The sequence below is a fragment of the Pandoraea communis genome, assembly GCF_902459745.1.
In the GTDB taxonomy this organism is placed as follows: Bacteria; Pseudomonadota; Gammaproteobacteria; order Burkholderiales; family Burkholderiaceae; genus Pandoraea; species Pandoraea communis.
This window is the reverse complement of sequence record NZ_CABPSJ010000001.1, coordinates 849,047-865,589: the sequence shown is the minus strand read 5'-3', so window position 1 is coordinate 865,589 and position 16,543 is coordinate 849,047. Positions and strand designations below refer to the sequence as shown.

Here is a 16,543-nt window from a genome sequence, read left to right as displayed (position 1 = left end):
GGTGTCAGAGCACCGTCAGCTCTGCATGAGCCGCTTCTCGCGCGCAACGCTCATCAGAATGCCGATGCCGAGGCCGAGCGTCACCAGCGCGGTACCGCCGTAGCTCATGAACGGCAGTGGCACGCCGACCACCGGCAGAATGCCGCTCACCATCCCCATGTTCACGAAGGCGTAGGTGAAGAAGATCATCGTGACCGACCCGGCGAGCAGCCGGCCGAACAGGGTCGCGCCGGAAGCCGCGATCATCAGCCCGCGCGCCACCAGCAACAAATACAGCACCAGTAGTACGCCTTCGCCGATCAGCCCGAATTCTTCGGCGAACACGGCGAAGATGAAGTCGGTGTGCTTCTCGGGGATGAACTCAAGGTGTGCCTGCGTTCCCTTGAGCCAGCCTTTGCCCATGGTGCCGCCGGAGCCGATGGCAATGACCGACTGAATCGTGTGGAAGCCCTTGCCGAGCGGGTCCGTCGTCGGGTCCAGCAGCGTGCACACGCGGTGCTTCTGGTAGTCGTGCAGGATGTGCCATTCGACGTCCGGCTGGCAGATCTTGTCTTCAAGCGCGAGGATCGTTCCGACGCCAAGCACCCCGGCGATGAGCACCGGCAGAATGAGTTTCCACGACAGGCCGGCCAGATAGATCACATAAAGGCCGGCCGCCGCCACGAGCAGGCCGGTGCCGAGGTCGGGCTGCTTCGCAATGAGTCCGACCGGCACGCCGAGCAGCGCCAGCGCAGCCAGATAATCGAACCAGCGAATGTTGCCTTCGCGCTTCTGGAAGTACCACGCGAGCATCAGCGGCATGGCGATCTTCATGATCTCGGACGGTTGGATCACCATGCCGACGTTCAGCCAGCGCCTCGCGCCCTTCTTCGTCAGCCCGAACATCGCCACCGCGATCAACAACGCAACACCGGCCGTGTAGAGCGGCACGGCGAACTTCATCAGCGTTTGCGTTGGCATCATCGCCAGCACCCACATCAGCATGAACGTGAGCACGATGTTGCGGATCTGATCCTCGACGCGGCCCGGCACATCGATACTGGCGCTGTAGAGCGTCACCAGTCCCACGCACAGCAGCAGGAAGACGATCAGCGCCAGCGGCTTGTCGAAGCCGATGAACAGGCGTTTGACCTGCTCTTTCCACGTATGTTTGTCGAGCGCCATCATGGCGTTCCTCCTTGCGCACGAATGGCGGCGCGATGGCGGGCCTCGTCGGCGACGGTCGGGCTTACGGCGGGCTGACGTGGCGGGGTCGGCTTCGGCGCTTCCGGTGCCGTGGTGGCGCGGCCTTCGGCCACACGCGGCGCGCCTGCGGTAGCCTCCGATGCCGTGGCGGGAACCGGAGCCGCGCGTGCCACGCTCGCCGGGGCGCCGGCAGTACGGCCTCCGAATTCGGCGGCGCTGGCGGGCGGCGCGTCCGGTGCGGCGGACACACCCAGCGCCCCCGAGGCAGCGCGTGGTGCAGATGCCGAAGCCTGCAACGCCGCCGCTTCCGCAGCGCGCTCCTTGGGTTCGTCGATAAGGTAGTAATCGAGCAGACGGCGTGCGACCGGACCTGCTTGCGCGCCGCCCCAACCGGCGTTCTCGACGATCAGCGCGATGGCGATCTTCGGATCATCCGCGGGAGCGAAAGCGATGAACAACGCGTGATCGCGCTTGAATTCGGGAATCGCGTTGTGGTTGTACTTCTCGTTCTTGCCCAGCGAGTAGACCTGCGCCGTGCCCGTCTTGCCGCCGGCGTCGTACGGGGCACCGGCAAACGCCTGACGGCCCGTACCTTCCTTGATGACGCCGACCATCGCCCGTTTGACGAAATCCACATCCGCCTGCTTATACGGCAGCCGCGCGCTCTCATGCGGCACGGTCAACTGGCGCGAGTGCGATACCGGGTCTTCGACGGCCTTGACCAGGTGAGGCTTCATCACCACACCGTTGTTGGCCAGCGTGGCCGTGGCGTGCGCCAGTTGCAGAATCGTGAACGAGTTGTAACCCTGGCCGATGCCCAGACTGATCGTCTCGCCGTCGTACCATTTCTGCTGCGCGGCCTTCTTGTAGGCTTTGCGCTTCCACTCGGTCGACGGCAGAATGCCGCGCGCTTCGCCTTCGATGTCGATGCCCGTCAACTGACCGAAGCCGAGCGGCGCCATGAAGTCGTGGATGGCGTTCACGCCGAGGTCGTGCGCGAGCATGTAGTAATACGTGTCGTTCGACACCACGATCGAGCGGTACATGTCGATCCAGCCCTGACCGTTGCGAATGTCGTTGCGGAACGTGTGGTTGCCGAGCGTGAACGAGCCCGTGTCCTGGAAGCCCCAATTGGTCGTGCGTTTGCCGAGTTCGAGTGCGGCGAGCGCCATGAACGGCTTGTACGTCGAGCCGATCGGGTAGGTGCCGCGCAGCGGACGGTTGAGCAGCGGGCGGTCGGCCGAGTTGTTCAGCGCGTCCCAATTCTGCTGGTCGATGCCTTCGACGAACATGTTCGGATCGAAGCTCGGGGCCGACACGAACGCGAGTACGTCGCCCGTCTTCGGCTCGATGGCCACGACCGCACCGCGCCGTCCCGCAAAGGCTTGTTCGGCCACCTGCTGGAGTTTGATGTCGATGGACAGCACGAGGTTGTCGCCCGGCGTGGCGGGGGTGCGTGAAATCGTGCGCACCGGCCGGCCGCCGGCGGTCACTTCGATTTCCTCGAAACCGGTGATGCCGTGGAGTTGCGTCTCGTAGCTCTGCTCGACGCCGATCTTGCCGATGTAATCGGTGCCCTTGTAGTTATTCACGTCGCGGCGGATATCGTACTTGGCGCTATCGCTGTCGTTCTCGTCGCTCATCGCTTCGATCCGTTGGCGATCGCGCAGCGAGATCCGGCCGATATAGCCGATCACGTGCGCGGCCGTCTCGCCAAGCGGGTACTGACGGAACAGACGAGCGTGCACATCCACGCCGGGGAAGCGGAAACGCTGTGCGGTGAAGCGGGCGACTTCTTCGTCGGTCAGGCGCGTACGGATCGGCAGGCTCTCGAAGCTCTTGCTGTCGTCCATGAGCTTCTTGAAGCGGGCGCGGTCGCGTGGCGTGATCTCGATCACGTCGGACAGATCGGTGACGAGGTCCTCGAGCGGGCGGCCGATCTTCGACGGTGTGATTTCCAGCGTGTAGGCGGAGTAGTTGCGCGCGAGCACCACGCCGTTACGATCCATGATCACGCCCCGGTTGGGCACGATCGGGGCGAGCGAGACACGGTTTTCGTCGGCTTGCAGCGCGTACTGATTGTGACGGAAAACCTGGAGGTAGACGAAACGCACCGCGAGCAGGCTGAAGCAGATCAGCACGAAAAACGCAGCCGCCGTCACCCGCAGATGAAACGTCTGCAGTTGTTGCTGGGGGTTCTTGAACTCGGTCATTCTGGCTGGGCGGGCGGAACTCGATGGTGCGGTCTTGCAGGCGGGCGGCCCATCAGATTGGACGCGTGTCGTCGCGGTCGACGGCGCGTTTCTGCGGCGCCAGCAGCAGGATACTGATCACCGGCCAGAGCAAGGCTTCGACGAAACTCGCCGCGAGCGGCCACCAGCCCGGAAATGCCGCGCCGGTTGCCAGACGAATGATGAACGGCACCACGTGGGCGAGCAGCAGCAGCGGCAGTACCGTCAGCGCCTGCCCGAGTAGCGTGAAGAACAGAACGCGGCGGTGAATCATGATTGCACCGTACGACAGCAGCGTATAGGCGAGTGCATGTTCGCCGAGCAAACCGGCGTTGTGCACGTCCATCAACAGCCCGACGAGAAATGCCACGCCCATGCCCACCTTGCGCGGCTGGTGGATGTTCCAGAACATCAGCACCAGCGCGACGAAGTCGGGCATGGCCGGGGCATGGCCCCACGGCATCAGGTTCACCAGAAACGCCACCACGAGACTGAGCGCGATGAAGTACGGATTGACCGGCAGCAGAATGTATTGCGGTCGTGACATGTCGATTCCTCAATGGCCCTTTCGGAGCGTCGGCGCGCGCTTCGGATCGGCGCGAGTGGCACCCTTCTGGCCAGGCTTTTCGCCGCTTGCCGACGGATCGGAGGCGCGCGCGAGATCGGCGGCGGCGTCCGGGTGCAGGGCGAGCGGCGTGGTGTATTGCAGCACCAGCACCTGACGCTGGCTGCGCAGATTGGCCACCGGCTGACACAGAATGCGCGCAAACGCGGTGTCCGAGACGCGATCGACCTTGGTAATACGGGCCACGGGCAGACCGGCAGGGTAGATGCCGTCCAGACCGCTGGTGGCGATTTCGTCGCCGACCTTGACGTCGGCCGACAGCGGAATGAAACGCAGGTCGAGCACGTCGCCGCGCATGCCGCCGTAAATCACGCTATGCACACCGCTGCGCGTGACCTGCACGGGCACGGCCTGTTCCTTGTCGGTGAGCAGCGTGACTTCGCTTTGCAGCAGGAATACGCGTGAGACCTGGCCGAGCAGCCCCTGTTCCGTGACGACCGGCGCGCCCAGCTTCACGCCGTGTTTCGTGCCGCGATCGATGACCACGCGCTGCGTGAACGGGTCGCGCGTGTCGTATTCGATTTCGGCGGGAATGCTGGGTACGGGCAGGCGCTCGCGTAGTGCGAGCATCTGGCGCAGATGTTCGTTCTCGACCATCAACTGGTTATTGCGCTGGGCCTGGACGGAGAGTTCGAGATTTTGCTCGCGAAGCGTGCGGTTCTCGCCAGTGAGTTGCGATTCGGTCGAGAAGAAGCCCGCCACGCCGAGAATGGCGTCGCGCGGCAACAGCATCATGCGTTGCACCGGGTAGAGCGCGGTGCCGACAACGGCCCGAACCCGTTCCAGCGTGTTGTAGTGCGAGTCGACCACGAGCAGGCCGATGGCGAGCGCGACGAAACAGATCAGCCGGGCCAGCGCCGACGGTCCCTGTTTGAACAGTGGCGGCGGACTGTACTGCATGGTAGGCCCTTCAGGGAAGCACGCGCAGCGAGCCGCTGCGGTGCGCGAATGGTGTCAGTCGGGCGCGACGGAACCGCATGACGGCAAGCTCCGTGCGCGTGGTCTTGCTGCGAGGTTGGCCGTGTCTGGCGAGGTGTGGAAGGGATTGCCCCACCGCGCCGGACGACGAACCACGCACGTTGCCTTACTCGTAGGAGAAGATGCTGCCGAGCTTGTCCATGCGCTCGAGTGCCATGCCCGAACCGCGCACCACGCAGGTCAGCGGGTCTTCGGCCACGAGCACCGGCAGGCCGGTTTCTTCCGCGAGCAGACGGTCCAGATCACGCAGCAGCGCGCCGCCACCCGTGAGCATCATGCCGCGCTCGGCAATGTCGGCGCCCAGTTCCGGCGGGGTCTGTTCCAGCGCGATCTTCACCGACGACACGATCTGGTTGAGCGGATCGGTCAGCGCTTCGAGGATTTCGTTGCTCGAAATGGTGAAGGCACGCGGAATCCCTTCCGAGAGGTTGCGCCCCTTCACTTCCATTTCCTTGACTTCGGAACCCGGGAAGGCCGAGCCGATTTCCTTCTTGATCGCTTCAGCGGTCTGTTCGCCGATCAGCATGCCGTAGTTGCGGCGGATGTAGTTGACGATGGCTTCGTCGAACTTGTCGCCACCGACGCGCACCGAACCCTTGTACACAATACCGCCCAGCGAGATCACGCCCACCTCGGTCGTGCCGCCGCCGATGTCGACGACCATCGAGCCCGTGGCTTCCGAGACCGGCAGGCCGGCACCGATGGCGGCGGCCATCGGCTCTTCGATCAGATACACCTGCGAAGCGCCAGCACCGTGTGCGGCTTCCTTGATGGCGCGGCGCTCGACCTGGGTCGAACCGCATGGCACGCAGATGATGATGCGCGGCGACGGCGAGAACAGGCGCGACTCGTGTGCCATCTTGATGAACTGCTTGATCATCTGCTCCGTGACCGTGAAGTCGGCGATCACGCCATCCTTCATCGGGCGGATCGCCTCGATGTTGCCCGGCACCTTGCCGAGCATCTGCTTGGCTTCCTTGCCGACGGCTTGAATCGTCTTCTTACCGCTCGGGCCACCCTCTTGGCGAATGGCGACGACCGACGGTTCGTCGAGAACGACGCCCTTGCCGCGCATATAAATGAGGGTGTTGGCCGTGCCCAGATCGATGGCCAGGTCGTTGGAGAAATAGCTGCGAAGAAAACCGAACATGCAAAATCCTGTGTTTGCGTGAGGCCGCCCCAAGGGATGTGACTGGGACGACTGCCTGTCATCTGGGTTCCGGACTGTTCGCAAAAAAATCGCCAGGCGCCACGCGGCGGCTCGCGAAACGTGCGGACAAACCGAGGAATGCTGTACTGGGCAGGAGGCGGGGCTGCCGTTATAAATCCGTCGCGTCAGGGGCTTTCAATGGACTGCGCGATCATCTGTCACGCCCCCCGGATTGACCGCGGCCCACCTGCGCGACAGCGGCGAAGGGTGCAAAAACACGCTCCGACGCAAATTTAATGCGCAATGATACCTTATAATTTCGCAGGTTTTGCAGGAAAAACGAGCACGTTGACACCACATTCGACGCCCTCGGCGTTCGGGCCGGGAGCCTTGTGGCGCGGCGCGCCAGCCCTCCTGCGCAGCCCGGTGCACGGAGTAAAACCGCAGACGAGTTCGATCTCATTCGCGCATTCTCCGCATTCTGTCCCTAATATTGGCGTCAGGTGCGCATCCGGCTGCTCTCCAATGCGCATTTTTTCGGGATTTCTTCATGGCTTTGAATCTCTCAGACGTCAAACGCATCGCTCATCTCGCGCGTCTCGAGCTGGCCGAAGACGAGGCGGCTCATATGGAAAAGGAGCTGAACGGCTTCTTCGCGCTCGTCGAGCAGATGCAATCGGTCGATACGAAGGGCGTTGCTCCGCTTGCGCATCCGATCGAGCAAATTCAGGCAGTTGCCCAGCGGCTGCGTACCGACGTCGTGACGGAAGTGGTCGACCGCGACGCCAATCAACGTCCGGCCCCCGCCGTGCAGGACGGCCTCTATCTGGTGCCGAAGGTCATCGAATGAGTCCGGCGCGTTGCCTGACGTCCGGCCTGCCCGGCCCGGCCGGGGTTCACGCAACGTGTTGCCGCACGCCCTCGGCGCACCTCATTCCCTCACGCGCAACACAGCAGCCATCATGGAACAAGATCTGATTCATTTGCAGGATTTGCGCGCCGCGCTCGACGCGAAGCGCGTCTCGAGCGTCGAGCTGACGCAGCACTATCTGGACCGTATCGCCGGCGCTGCCGATCTGAACGCCTTCGTGCACGTCGACGCCGAGGCCAGTCTCGCGCAGGCACGTGCAGCCGACGCCCGCATTGCGGCGGGTGACGGCGCGAACCAGCCCCTGCTGGGCATTCCCGTCGCGCACAAGGACGTGTTCGTCACGCGCGGCTGGCGCAGCACGGCCGGCTCGCGCATGCTCGAGAATTACGTGAGCCCGTATGACGCGGCCGTGGTCGAGCGTCTGGCGCAGGCCGGTATGGTCACGCTGGGCAAGACCAATATGGACGAGTTCGCGATGGGCTCGTCGAACGAGAACTCGCACTACGGCCCGGTGAAGAACCCGTGGGACAAGCGTGCCGTGCCCGGCGGTTCGTCGGGTGGTTCGGCCGCCGCGGTGGCTGCGCGTCTCGCGCCGGTCGCGACCGGCACCGACACCGGCGGCTCGATCCGTCAGCCGGCCGCCTTCTGCGGCGTGACGGGTATCAAGCCGACATACGGGCGCGTGTCGCGCTACGGCATGATCGCGTTCGCGTCGTCGCTGGATCAGGGGGGGCCGTTCGGTCACAGCGCGGCAGATTGCGCGTGGATGCTTAACGGCATGGCGGGCTTCGACGCCCGCGACTCGACCAGCCTCGAGCGTGCCGACGAAGACTTCGCGCGCGCGCTGGGCAAGCCGCTCGACGGTGCCACGGCGGACAAGCCGCTGGCAGGTCTGCGCATCGGTCTGCCGGCCGAATACTTCGGTGAAGGCCTCGACGCCGACGTGCGCGAAGCCGTCGACAACGCCTTGCGCGAGTTCGAGACGCTTGGCGCCGTGCGCGTGCCGGTGTCGCTGCCCAAGACGGAACTGTCGATCCCCGTGTACTACGTGCTGGCACCGGCCGAAGCCTCGTCGAACCTGTCGCGTTTCGACGGTGTGCGTTACGGCCACCGCGCCGCCGAGTATCGCGATCTGCTCGACATGTACAAGAAGTCGCGTGCCGAAGGCTTCGGCACCGAGGTCAAGCGCCGCATTCTCGTGGGCACGTACGTGCTCTCGCACGGCTACTACGACGCCTACTATCTACAGGCGCAGAAGATCCGCCGCCTGATCGCCCAGGACTTCCAGAACGCGTTCTCGCAGTGCGACGTCATCATGGGGCCGGTGGCCCCGTCGGTCGCGTGGAACCTCGGCGAGAAGAGCGCCGATCCGGTGCAGATGTATCTGGCGGATATCTACACGCTGTCGGTTAGCCTGGCCGGTCTGCCTGGCATGAGTCTGCCGGTCGGGCCGGGACGCGATGCGCGTCCGGTCGGCCTGCAACTGATCGGCAACTACTTCGACGAAGCTCGCCTGCTGCAGGTGGCCGACGCGTTCCAGCGCGCGACCGACTGGCACAAGCGCGCGCCGTCGGGCGTTTGATCGTGAGCCGCCCGCGCGTGGTGATGTCTCTCGCGCCTGCCGGCTCGCGCACGGCTGCGCTGGCCCTGGCCGCCAGGGGCCTGACGCTTGCCGGCATGGTGCTCACGCTCGCGTCGTGCACCTTGCCGTTTGGGCGGCCAACGCCGATTGCGTACCGCGAGATCAATCTGTCGGGGTATTGCTCGCAGACGGACGAGGACGGTTTTCGCGAACAGGCGACGCTCAATGTGTCGGCCAATCAGGTGCAGTCGCTCGACTGGCGTCTGTGGGTCGGCAAGCGCGGGAGCTGCCACTTCAATCTGGCGGATTTTCACCAGACGCAGTGGCGTCCGAGCATCGAACTGCGCGCGAACAGCGGGAGTTGCAAGTTGCTCATCTGGCAGGATCCAGGCAACGTGACCATCGGACATGCGAACTGCGAGGCGTATTGCACGCCGGGTATCTACGAGAACGCATGGCCGGTGAGTTTCGATCCGCACTCGGGGATTTGCGCGGCGGGAACTCGCAGATAAGCGTCAGCAGCGACCGACGAACAGGAACAGGCCGGAGCGTCACCGCAGCGGGGACGACCGGCGGCAAGGGCAGGGCGAATGCGCCATGCCGACAAGTTGAGACAGGGTGAACCTTATGCAATGGGAAGTCGTTATTGGTCTGGAGACGCACGCACAGCTCTCCACCGCTTCCAAGATTTTCTCGGGCGCATCGACGCAGTTCGGCGCGGCCCCCAACACGCAGGCCTGTCCTGTGGATCTGGCGTTGCCGGGGGTGTTGCCGGTGCTCAATCGCGGTGCCGTTGAGCGCGCGATCGAGTTCGGTCTGGCCATCGGGGCGACGATTGCGCCGCGCAGCATCTTCGCGCGCAAGAATTACTTCTACCCCGATCTGCCGAAGGGCTATCAGATCAGCCAATACGAAATTCCGGTGGTGCAGGGCGGCTCGCTGAAGATTCAGGTCGAAGCGGATGCCCGTACCGGCCGTGAAGCGTACGAAAAGGTCGTCACGCTCACGCGCGCGCACCTTGAGGAAGACGCGGGCAAGTCGCTGCACGAAGACTTCGCCGGCATGACCGGCATCGATCTGAACCGTGCCGGCACGCCGCTGCTCGAGATCGTGACCGAGCCCGACATGCGCAGCGCTGCCGAGGCCGTAGCGTACGCCAAGGCGTTGCACGGGCTGGTGGTGTGGCTCGGCATTTGCGACGGCAACATGCAGGAAGGCTCGTTCCGTTGCGACGCCAACGTGTCGGTGCGTCCGGTCGGCCAGGAAGCATTCGGCACGCGCGCCGAGATCAAGAACCTGAACTCGTTCCGATTCCTCGAAGAGGCGATTCAGTACGAAGTGCGCCGCCAGATCGAACTGATCGAAGACGGCGGCACGGTGGTGCAGGAAACGCGTCTGTACGATCCGGACAAGAAGGAAACGCGTTCGATGCGCAGCAAGGAAGACGCGCACGACTACCGTTATTTCCCGGACCCGGATCTGATGCCGCTCGTGATCGACAGCGAGTGGGTCGAACGCGTGCGTGCCGCGCTGCCCGAACTGCCGGCCGGCATGCAGGTGCGTTTCGTCGAGTCGTACGGTCTGTCCGATTACGACGCCGCCGTGCTCACCCAATCGAAGGCCCAGGCCGCGTACTTCGAAGCCGTGGTCGCCAAGGCGGGCAAGGCAAGCGCCAAGCCGGCCGCCAACTGGATCATGGGCGAACTGTCGTCGCTGCTGAACCGCGAAGATATCGGCATTGCCGACAGCCCGGTGTCGAGCGCCCAGCTCGCGGGTCTGCTCGCCCGTATCGCCGACAACACAATCTCCAACAAGATCGCCAAGGAAGTCTTCCAGTTGATGTGGGAAGAACGCGCTACCGACGACGGTGCGGCAGACCGCATCATCGAAGCGAAGGGGCTGAAGCAGATCACCGACACGGGCGCGATCGAGAAGATCATCGACGAAGTGCTGGCCGCGAACGCCAAGTCCGTCGAGGAATTCCGCGCGGGTAAGGAGAAGGCGTTCAACGCACTGGTCGGTCAGGCGATGAAGGCCACCAAGGGCAAGGCCAACCCGGCCCAGGTCAACGAGTTGCTCAAGAAGAAGCTCGGTGCCTGACGAAGGTTCAGGCTGCCGCTGCTGCGGCAGTCGCAAAGCGTCAGACAAAAGCGCGGCAGCCGGTTCGGTGCCGCGCTTTTTGATTTGCGCGATACTGCCGCATAGCCTGTCATGAGGAGTTGGCGATGTTCGAGAAATACCGCGTACCGCTCGGCAAGAAGCTGGACCTGTCGAATTTCGATCCGGCCGACAAGCCGTTTTCGGGCGACAGCAAGGTCGACGACAAGACACGCATGGCCGAACTGGCGCTCAAGCTCGACGAGTTGCAAACCATTCTGCACGCCAACAGCAAGCACCGTGTTCTGCTCGTGTTGCAGGGCATGGATACCAGCGGCAAGGACAGCACCATTCGCGCGGTGTTCCTGAACGTCGATCCGCTCGGCATTCGCGTGGCGAATTTCAAGTCGCCCACGCCCATGGAACTGGCTCACGACTTTCTGTGGCGCGTTCACACGGTGGCGCCGGCAGCGGGCGAACTGGTGATTTTCAATCGCAGCCATTACGAAGACGTACTCATCACCCGTGTGCACGACTGGATCGACGCCGACGAGTGCAAGCGCCGCTACACCCACATCAACAATTTCGAACATCTGCTCGCGGACAACCACACGCGCATCGTCAAGTGCTTCCTTCACATCTCGGCGGAAGAGCAGCGCAAGCGGCTTCAGGAGCGCATCGACGATCCGAACAAGCACTGGAAATTCGAGCTGAACGACCTCAAGGAGCGCAGCTTCTGGCCGCAATACACCAAGGCCTACGAGGCGGCTTTATCGGCGACCTCGACGGAAGATGCGCCGTGGTATATCGTGCCTTCCGACTCAAAACGCCACCGTAACCTGATGGTGGCAGAGTTGCTGGTGCAGACGCTGACCGATCTGAAGTTGTCCTATCCGCCCGGCAGGCCCGAACTGACGGGCATGAAGGTGGAATGACGCAACGCCGCATGGCGGCAACAGAAAAATGGCATGACGTGAACGGCCGTGGCAATCCACGGCCGTTTTGACAGAAGAAACAGGCGCGGCCGGGCGAACGGGGGTTTGCCGGGCAATGGGCGTCGCATGGGTAACGGGGAAGAAGATGAGTGACGAGAACGCCCGCCGGCACATGCCGGGGGATGCTGCCGCCCGCGGGCATCAGACGGCCGCCCAGGGTGGCGCAGGCGGTACGCCACGGGGCACGGCGCGCTCGCGCCGCTGGATCACCGGTTTGCTGGCGGTTGCGGTGATCGGCGGGGCCGGCGCATGGTTGCGCTCTCGTGGCGCGGAGAAGCCTGCCAAGGCGGCGGTGGCGCCCTCGGTGAGTGCCGCTACCGTTGAAGTGCGCGACGTGCCTGTGCGGCTCATCGCCAACGGCACGGTCACCGCGCGTCAGACCGTCGAGGTGCGTCCGCAGATTTCCAGCACGATTCGTCAGGTGCACATCAAGGAAGGCGATTTCGTCAAAGCCGGGCAGTTGCTGTTCTCGCTCGATGCGCGCATGGACGAGGCCAACCTCAAGAAGGTGCAGGCGCAATTGGCGAAGGACGAAGCCGATCTCGCCAACGCCCGCCGCACACTCGCTCGCACCAAGCAATTGATCGCCGAGCATTTCGTCTCGCAAAGCGCGCTCGATACGGCGCAGAGCGGTGTCGACAGCCTCTCCGCGCAGGTCACCGCCGACCGGGCCGCGATTTCCGCGAGTCAGGTCGCGGTCGATTACAACCAGATTCGCGCCGGCATCGACGGCCGCACCGGGGCGATCAACGTTCACCCCGGCAGTCTCGTCACGCCGGGCGGGGCGGTGCTCGTGAGCATCACCCAGCTCGATCCGATCGATATCAGCTTCACGCTGCCGGAAGGCGCACTGGCCGAGTTGCAGGCTGCGCGCGCAGGCGGCCCCGTCGCGGTGACGGCCACGCTTGGCACGACCGGCACGACCGCGACGGGACAACTCAGCTTCATCGATAACGCCGTAGACTCGCAGACGGGCACGATCCGTCTGAAGGCCGCTTACGAGAACCGCGATGCGAAGCTGTGGCCCGGCATGTATCTGAACGTCGCGGTGATCGGCCGCGTGCTCAGGCAGGCAAGCGTCGTGCCGCCGCAGGCGGTGCAGACCGGCCCCGACGGCAAGTTCGTCTATGTCATCGGCGCAGACGGCAAGGTGAGCGCCAAGCCCGTGAAGGTCGGCTACGTAGAAGCCCGGCTCGCGGTCGTCGAAGGCGTGCCCGCCGGCGCGCGCGTGGTGCAGGAGGGCGCCGAGAACCTGCGTCCGGGCAGTGCGGTGACGGTCGTGGCGGCGCGTGGTGCGGGTGATGGCGCCGCAGGGAAAGCGCCATGAACCTGTCCGAACTCTGTATCCGCCGGCCGGTCATGACGATCCTGCTGTGCGTGGCGGCGGTGGTGGCTGGCTTGATTGCGTACGGCCAGATTCCGATTTCCGCCCTGCCCAGCTTCAACTCGCCGGTCATTCAGGTCACGGCCACGTTGCCCGGTGCGAGTCCGGAGACGATGGCCGCGTCGGTGGCCGCACCGATGGAAAAGCAGTTCTCGACGATTGCCGGTGTGGCGGTCATCAGTTCGACCAATACGCAGGGCACCACGTCGATCATCATCGAGTTCGACAGCGACCGGGACATCGATGCCGCCGCCGTCGACGTGCAGGCCGCGCTATTCCGCGCGCAGCGCAAGCTGCCGGTGGAAATGACCACGCCGCCGTCGTACCGCAAGGTGAACCCGGCCGACGCGCCGATTCTGTTCCTCGCGATGAATTCGCCGTCGATGTCGCTGGCCGAACTCGACGACTATGCGGAAAACCTCGTCTCTCCCACGCTGTCCACGCTGCCCGGCGTGGCGCAGGTGCTGATCTTCGGGCAGAAGCGCTTCGCCGTGCGCGTGAAGGCGCGTCCCGACGCGCTGGCCGCGCGCAAGCTCACGCTCGACGATGTGGCGCGTGCGCTGGCGTCGGCCAACGCCAACAGCCCGGTGGGCACGCTCGACGGCACCCGCCAGACGCTGACCATCGAGGCCAACCGTCAGATGACCAAGGCCGAGCAGTTCGCGAACCTCATTATCGCGAGCGTCAACGGCAGCCCGGTGTATCTGCGTGACGTGGCCGAGGTGCAGGACAGTGTTGAGTCCGTGAAGACGGGCAGCTGGGTCAACGGCGAACGCTCGATTGTGCTCGCCGTGCTGCGTCAGCCCAATGCCAACACTGTGGCCACCGTCGATCAGGTCAAGGCGGCGCTGCCGCGTCTGGCGGAGCAGATGCCGCAGTCGATTCAGGTCAAGCTGCTCAACGACCGCTCGGTGTCGATTCGCGAATCGATTGACGACGTGCAGTTCACCCTCGGCCTCACGGTGATTCTCGTCACGCTGGTGATCTTCCTGTTTCTGCGACGTCTGGCCGCCACGTTGATTCCGGTCATGTCGCTGCCGGTGTCGCTCATCGGCACGGTCGCGCTCATGAAGGGCATGGGCTACTCCATCGACAATATCTCGCTGCTGGGCATCACGCTCGCCGTGGGGCTGGTCGTGGACGACGCCATCGTGATGCTCGAGAACATCGTGCGTCATATCGAGAACGGCGTACCGCCGTTGCGCGCGGCGCTGGTCGGGTCGCGCGAGATGGGCTTCACGATTCTGTCGATCTCGATTTCGCTGGTGGCCGTGTTCATCCCGATCTTCTTCATGCCGGGCGTGATCGGGTTGATGTTCCACGAGTTCGCCGTGGTGGTGTCGCTCGCGATTCTGGTGTCGGCCGCCGTCTCGCTCACGTTGATCCCGATGCTGTGCAGCCGGTTTCTCAAGCATGAGCAGGACGAAGGGCTGGGACTGCGTGCGACGCAGTGGTTCGAAGACGGCTTCGTGTGGGTGCAGAACGGCTACGTGCGCAGCGTCGATTGGTGCCTGGCGCATCGCCAGTGGGTGATGGCCGCCGCCGCCGCGACGTTCGTTGCCACGGGCGTGCTGTTCGCGACGATTCCGAAAGGCTTTTTCCCGAGCGAAGACATCGGGCAGGTACAGGTGACGGCCGAAGGTGCGCAGGACATTTCGTTCACGGCCATGTCGGCATTGCTGCGTCAGGCGGGCGATATCATTCGCGCCAACCCGGCGGTCGAGACGGTGATCGTGTCGGCCAGCGACAGCAATCAGGGCCGCATGTTCGTCAACCTGAAGCCGCACGGCGAGCGTCCGCACATGAGTGAGGTGCTCGAAGGGCTGCGGCGCGACGTCAAGCAGGTGCCGGGGCTCAACGTCTACTTCAACCCGGTGCAGAACCTGCAACTGGGCGGTAAGCAGAGCAAGAGCCGCTATCAGTACGTGATGCAGAGCGTGAAACCGGGAGAGATGCAATTGTGGTCCGGCCGGCTGATGACCCTCATGCGGGCCGATCCGATCTTCCGCGACGTGACGACCGACGCGCAGATGAAGGGCCTGCAAGCGCAGCTCACCATCGACCGCGACAAGGCGAATACGCTCGGCGTGGCCATCGGCGACATTCGAAGCGCGTTGTACAGCGCGTTCGGCGAGCGTCAGGTGTCGACCATCTATACGCCCAGCGACAGCTATCAGGTGATCTTGCAGGCCGACGACAACGATCGTCGTGACGAAGGCGCGTTCGACAAGATCTACGTGCGCGGCAAGGGCGGTGCGCTGGTACCGCTCTCGGCGGTGGCGACGGTCGAGCGCAAGATGGGGCCGGTGTCAGTCAACCATCAGGGCCAGTTGCAGGCGATCACGCTGTCGTTCAATCTCGCACCGGGTGCGGCATTGGGCGACGCGGCGCAGAAGATCGTGGGCTTCCAGCGTCAACTGGGCTTTCCGCCGAGCATTATCACGAGTTGGGGCGGCGACGCGGCAGCGTTCCAGAAGTCGCAGTCGAGTCAGATCGTGCTGCTGGTCGGCGCGTTGCTCGTGATCTACGTGCTGCTCGGCGTGCTCTACGAGAGCTACATCCATCCGATCACGATTCTCGCGGGCTTGCCGTCGGCGGCCGTCGGGGCGCTGATTACGCTGCGTCTGTTCGGCATGGATCTGTCGCTCATCGCGGTGATCGGTGTGTTGATGCTCATCGGCATTGTGAAGAAGAACGCGATCATGATGATCGACTTCGCACTCGACGCGCAGCGCAACGGCGGCATGACGCCCACGCAAGCGATTCGTCAGGCATGTGCGCTGCGCTTCCGGCCGATCATGATGACGACGCTCGCGGCACTCATGGGCGCGTTGCCGATTGCGCTGGGCCTCGGGGCAGGCGCGGAGTTGCGTCAGCCGCTCGGGTTGGCGGTGGTCGGCGGCTTGCTGTTCTCGCAGGTCATCACGCTCTATATCACCCCGGTGATCTATCTCTACCTCGACCGCTTCGCAGGGAAGGGGCCGCTCGTGCTGCCGGGCGACAAGGCGGCGAACGATAGCCGCGAGACGGACCACAACGGCGGGAATGCGCACGGTTCGGCCCGCGTCGTCGACGGCACTCACACGGACGCGGCGCCGTGAGGCGGTGACGTCCTGAAGCCGAAGGCAGGCGAGACAAACGCATTGTCTGTGCCATCTGCCTTCGGCGCATCACGCGCGCAGCAAACTCGCGTACCCATGGCATGCAATGTGCCTTGTGAAATCGCTGAATAGCGCCATCGGCAAACGGCGTTGTGAATACTCTCGTTGCGGTTGGGCTAATTCCGACGATCGCAAAATTCTCCATGGCGGCGCCAGCGCTCGGTGATCCGCGTTCCCCCTTGCTCGGCATGCCATCGACGGCATGGCACTGCACTTTCTCGATGGGCATCGGCTTATCGGAATTGGTGGGCCGACGGGGGGTTCTCGTCCCACGCAATTGTCAA

12 protein-coding genes are annotated in these 16,543 nt (G+C 64.1%); 7 read left to right on the top strand and 5 right to left on the bottom strand.

Going from position 1 to position 16,543, the window contains the following annotated elements; translation table 11 throughout:
• Positions 1–15 precede the first annotated feature (15 nt).
• From rodA to PCO31110_RS04005, 5 genes are all read right to left on the bottom strand, one after another.
• Complete coding sequence (gene rodA / locus PCO31110_RS04025) at positions 16–1,164, bottom strand: rod shape-determining protein RodA (protein ID WP_010805641.1); 1,149 nt, start codon at positions 1,162–1,164, stop codon at positions 16–18.
• Positions 1,164–3,398: a penicillin-binding protein 2 gene (mrdA, locus tag PCO31110_RS04020; RefSeq protein ID WP_010805640.1), complete on the bottom strand. Its 2,235-nt coding sequence runs from the start codon at positions 3,396–3,398 to the stop codon at positions 1,164–1,166. The genes rodA and mrdA overlap by 1 nt, the downstream gene beginning before the upstream one ends.
• A gap of 52 nt (positions 3,399–3,450) precedes the next feature.
• A complete protein-coding gene (gene mreD, locus PCO31110_RS04015) occupies positions 3,451–3,963 on the bottom strand; it encodes a rod shape-determining protein MreD (protein WP_010805639.1) in 513 nt (170 codons plus the stop codon).
• Between the two features lie 9 nt (positions 3,964–3,972).
• Positions 3,973–4,941, bottom strand: coding sequence for a rod shape-determining protein MreC (gene mreC / locus PCO31110_RS04010; RefSeq protein ID WP_010805638.1), 969 nt, complete (start codon positions 4,939–4,941; stop codon positions 3,973–3,975).
• Positions 4,942–5,125: 184 nt separating this feature from the next.
• A complete protein-coding gene (locus PCO31110_RS04005) occupies positions 5,126–6,169 on the bottom strand; it encodes a rod shape-determining protein (RefSeq protein WP_010805637.1) in 1,044 nt (347 codons plus the stop codon).
• Positions 6,170–6,719: 550 nt separating this feature from the next.
• On the opposite strand from PCO31110_RS04005, the gene gatC reads away from it, so the two are divergent.
• The 7 genes from gatC to PCO31110_RS03970 all read left to right on the top strand — a co-directional run bounded on the left by gatC (position 6,720) and on the right by PCO31110_RS03970 (position 16,199).
• Positions 6,720–7,019, top strand: a complete 300-nt coding sequence (gene gatC, locus PCO31110_RS04000; RefSeq protein WP_010805636.1) for an Asp-tRNA(Asn)/Glu-tRNA(Gln) amidotransferase subunit GatC — start codon at positions 6,720–6,722, stop codon at positions 7,017–7,019.
• A gap of 112 nt (positions 7,020–7,131) precedes the next feature.
• Complete coding sequence (gatA, locus tag PCO31110_RS03995) at positions 7,132–8,622, top strand: Asp-tRNA(Asn)/Glu-tRNA(Gln) amidotransferase subunit GatA (RefSeq protein WP_010805635.1); 1,491 nt, start codon at positions 7,132–7,134, stop codon at positions 8,620–8,622.
• Positions 8,623–8,717: 95 nt separating this feature from the next.
• Positions 8,718–9,134, top strand: coding sequence for a hypothetical protein (locus tag PCO31110_RS03990; protein WP_246189753.1), 417 nt, complete (start codon positions 8,718–8,720; stop codon positions 9,132–9,134).
• Positions 9,135–9,249: 115 nt separating this feature from the next.
• Complete coding sequence (gene gatB, locus PCO31110_RS03985) at positions 9,250–10,722, top strand: Asp-tRNA(Asn)/Glu-tRNA(Gln) amidotransferase subunit GatB (protein WP_010805633.1); 1,473 nt, start codon at positions 9,250–9,252, stop codon at positions 10,720–10,722.
• Positions 10,723–10,847: 125 nt separating this feature from the next.
• On the top strand, positions 10,848–11,654 hold the full coding sequence (locus tag PCO31110_RS03980) for a polyphosphate kinase 2 family protein (protein WP_010805632.1): 807 nt from the start codon (positions 10,848–10,850) through the stop codon (positions 11,652–11,654).
• 145 nt (positions 11,655–11,799) lie between these two features.
• Positions 11,800–13,041 carry an efflux RND transporter periplasmic adaptor subunit gene (locus PCO31110_RS03975; RefSeq protein WP_246189713.1) on the top strand — a complete coding sequence of 414 codons (1,242 nt, stop codon included), beginning with the start codon at positions 11,800–11,802 and terminating at the stop codon, positions 13,039–13,041.
• Positions 13,038–16,199 carry an efflux RND transporter permease subunit gene (locus PCO31110_RS03970; RefSeq protein WP_150689676.1) on the top strand — a complete coding sequence of 1,054 codons (3,162 nt, stop codon included), beginning with the start codon at positions 13,038–13,040 and terminating at the stop codon, positions 16,197–16,199. Before PCO31110_RS03975 ends, PCO31110_RS03970 begins: the two co-directional genes overlap by 4 nt.
• Positions 16,200–16,543 lie beyond the last annotated feature (344 nt).